Origin of the sequence: Methylibium sp. T29 (assembly GCF_000576205.1) — a bacterium.
GTDB classification, from domain to species: domain Bacteria; phylum Pseudomonadota; class Gammaproteobacteria; order Burkholderiales; family Burkholderiaceae_C; genus Methylibium; species Methylibium petroleiphilum.
The window spans coordinates 1-2872 of sequence record NZ_AZND01000349.1; the positions used below are offsets into that span (position 1 = coordinate 1).

Annotated in this window: 3 protein-coding genes and 1 pseudogene; 3 read left to right on the top strand and 1 reads right to left on the bottom strand. The window is 65.5% G+C overall.

All coding sequences use genetic code 11. The features are described 5' to 3' along the window. Window positions 1-133: 133 nt before the first annotated feature. Entirely contained in the window at window positions 134-1363 is a 1230-nt protein-coding gene (locus x551_RS20635) for a pyridoxal phosphate-dependent aminotransferase (RefSeq protein ID WP_036231701.1), read from the bottom strand. 108 nt (window positions 1364-1471) lie between these two features. On the opposite strand from x551_RS20635, the gene x551_RS20640 reads away from it, so the two are divergent. The 3 genes and pseudogenes from x551_RS20640 to x551_RS20650 form a co-directional block, all read left to right on the top strand. Beyond that, window positions 1472-1849, top strand: a complete 378-nt coding sequence (locus x551_RS20640; protein ID WP_011829138.1) for an Mth938-like domain-containing protein — start codon at window positions 1472-1474, stop codon at window positions 1847-1849. 137 nt (window positions 1850-1986) lie between these two features. Next, window positions 1987-2463 (top strand): peroxiredoxin, encoded by a 477-nt coding sequence (locus x551_RS20645; RefSeq protein ID WP_011829137.1) that lies wholly within the window; start codon window positions 1987-1989, stop codon window positions 2461-2463. 158 nt (window positions 2464-2621) lie between these two features. Then, window positions 2622-2872, top strand: a pseudogene (locus x551_RS20650) (PhoH family protein); the annotation flags it as partial.

Genomic DNA, 2872 nt, shown 5'->3' on the forward strand with positions numbered 1-2872 from the left:
CTCGATGCCGCGGCCGGCGCGGCGCTGGATCTCGGCCCGGTTGCGCTGCAGCACCTGCACCACGCCGCCAGCCACCACGCCCGCGCCGAGCAGGCCCACTTGGATCGGTTTCATCTTCGATTCGGACACGGTGTCAGACGCTGTGGCGCTTGCGGTAATGGTCGAGGAAACGGGCGATGCGGCCGATCGCGTCGCTCAGGTCGTCGGAGTTCGGCAGGAACACGACGCGGAAATGATCGGGCTGCGGCCAGTTGAAGCCCGTGCCCTGCACGATCAGCACCTTCTCCTCGGCCAGCAGTTCGTAGGCGAACTGCTGGTCGTCCTGGATCGGGTAAAGCTTGGGGTCGAGCCGTGGGAACATGTACAGCGCCGCCTTGGGCTTGACCACGCTCACGCCGGGGATCTGGCTCAGCAGCTCGTAGGCCATGTCGCGCTGGCGCGTCAGCCGGCCGCCCGGCGCCACGAGGTCCTTGATGCTCTGGTAGCCGCCGAGCGCGGTCTGGATGGCCAGCTGCCCCGGTGTGTTGGCGCACAGGCGCATCGACGCGAGCATGTTGAGCCCCTCGATGTAGTCCTTCGCGCAGCGCTTGTCGCCCGACACCACCATCCAGCCGGCGCGGTAGCCGCAGGCTCGGTAGTTCTTGCTGAGGCCGTTCAGCGTCACGCACAGCACGTCGTCGGCCAGCGAAGCGATGCTGGTATGGGTGTTGCCGTCGTACAGCGTCTTGTCGTAGATCTCATCGGCAAAGATGATCAGCTGGTGCTGCCGGGCCAGTTCGACGATCTCGCGCAGCAGATTCTCCGGGTACAGCGCGCCGGTCGGGTTGTTCGGGTTGATGACGACGATGGCGCGTGTGTTCGGCGTGATCTTTCGGCGGATGTCGTCGATGTCCGGGTACCAGTCGCTCGCCTCGTCGCACAGGTAGTGCACCGGATTGCCGCCCGACAGCGACACGGCCGCAGTCCACAGCGGGTAATCGGGTGCCGGCACCAGCACCTCGTCGCCGTTGTCGAGCAGCGCGTTGAGGCTCATCACGATCAGCTCGGACGCACCGTTGCCGAGATAGACGTCGTCGACCGTCACGCCGGAGATCGCCTTCTCCTGCGCGTAATGCACCACCGCCTTGCGCGGTGCGAACAGGCCCTTGCTGTCGGTGTAGCCCGCCGTCTGGGAAAGATTGCGGATCATGTCCTGCACGATCTCGTCGGGCGGATCGAAGCCGAACACCGCCAGATTGCCGATGTTGAGCTTGATGATCTTCTGGCCCTCTTCTTCCATGGCGCGGGCCTTGTCCAGCACCGGACCACGGATGTCATAGCACACGTTGGCGAGCTTGCTGGACTTGGCGATGGGCTTGGGCACGAGAACTCCTGGATCTCAATGGAACGACTGCGGCGGCGCTGCGCGCAGAGCCTAAAATTAGACCACAGCGCTCGCCTCCGAGCCTGCCCCGCCCCTCTCCCGCGCCCCATGAAACTGCAGCCCGATCGCATCGCCGCCGCCAACGTGATCAGCGGCTACACACGCAGCAGCGTCCAGATCGGCGAGCGCACCTGGCGCGACAGTGTGGTGCTGCCCTGGCAAGGCGAGGTGACGTCCTGGCAGGACGCCCGCTTCGACACGCTGGGCCCCCGGCATTTCGAGGCGCTCGCGGTCCTCGGCCCAGAGCTTGTGCTGTTCGGCAGCGGCAACGCGCTGCGTTTCCCGCGCCCCGAATGGCTGCGCCCGCTGATCGATCGGCGCATCGGCTTCGAGACCATGGACACCGCCGCCGCCTGTCGCACCTACAACCTGCTGGCGGCCGAGGGACGCAGCGTGATCGCCGCCCTGCTGATCGATCCGCCGTGAGTCCGACCTACCGCCGCGGCGCGGCGCGGCGCGGCGCGGCGCGGCAACCGCAGTGTGTGGGGTGGCGGTATCGCTTGACAGCGCCTTTATAATCAACAGTTAGCCTTACTCAAGGCGCCTCCTCAGCAGCACCCTTCATGACGCCCGCCCTCAATAAAGCCCTCCCGGAATTTGAAGCGCAGGCCACCGGTGGCGTGAAGTTCACGCCCCAGGCCTATCTGGGTCAGACGGTCATCCTGTACTTCTACCCGAAGGACAACACCCCCGGATGCACCACCGAAGCGATGCAGTTCCGCGACCGCCACAAGGACTTCGTGAAGGCCGGTGCAGTGGTGTTCGGCGTGTCGCGCGACAACATGGCCTCGCACGACAAGTTCAAGCAGAACCTCGAGCTGCCGTTCGAGCTGATCGCCGACACCGAGGAAAAGCTCTGCCACATGTTCGGCGTGGTCAAGAACAAGATCATGTACGGCAAGAAGGTCAAGGGCATCGAGCGCAGCACCTTCCTGATCGATCCTGCCGGGGTGCTGGTCGAGGAGTGGCGCGGCATCAAGGTGGCCGGCCATGTCGACGAGGTGCTGAAGTCGGTCAAGGCGCTGAAGAAGGCCGCCTGAGAACCTGACGTTACCGTTACCAAGGCGTCACACAGCGGAGATTGAAGTCAGGCATGCGGTGTGCATAATGGGTTCATGCCCGTGAGTCATTCACCGCATCCGAGCAAGCCGCACAGGCGACTGTGCGGCTTTTTCACTTCTTAAGGCCCTCGAAGTCCATGCCCCTGCCCAAACCGCCCGCCAAGAAAGCCTCCCTCCTCAGCGCCAGCGACTTCGACTCCCAGGCCGCACCCAAACCGGGCACCCGCGCCACCAAGCAGGACCACCCCGGTCCTGCCCTGCTCGACCTGTTCGACCCCCACCCCAAGGCGCCGGCCGCCAAGGCGCCCGCCCCGGCACCCGCTGCCACGCCGCGAGCAGTACAGGCCCCGGCGGCCGGCTACCTGCCGGTCAAGGCCATCAGCCGCGG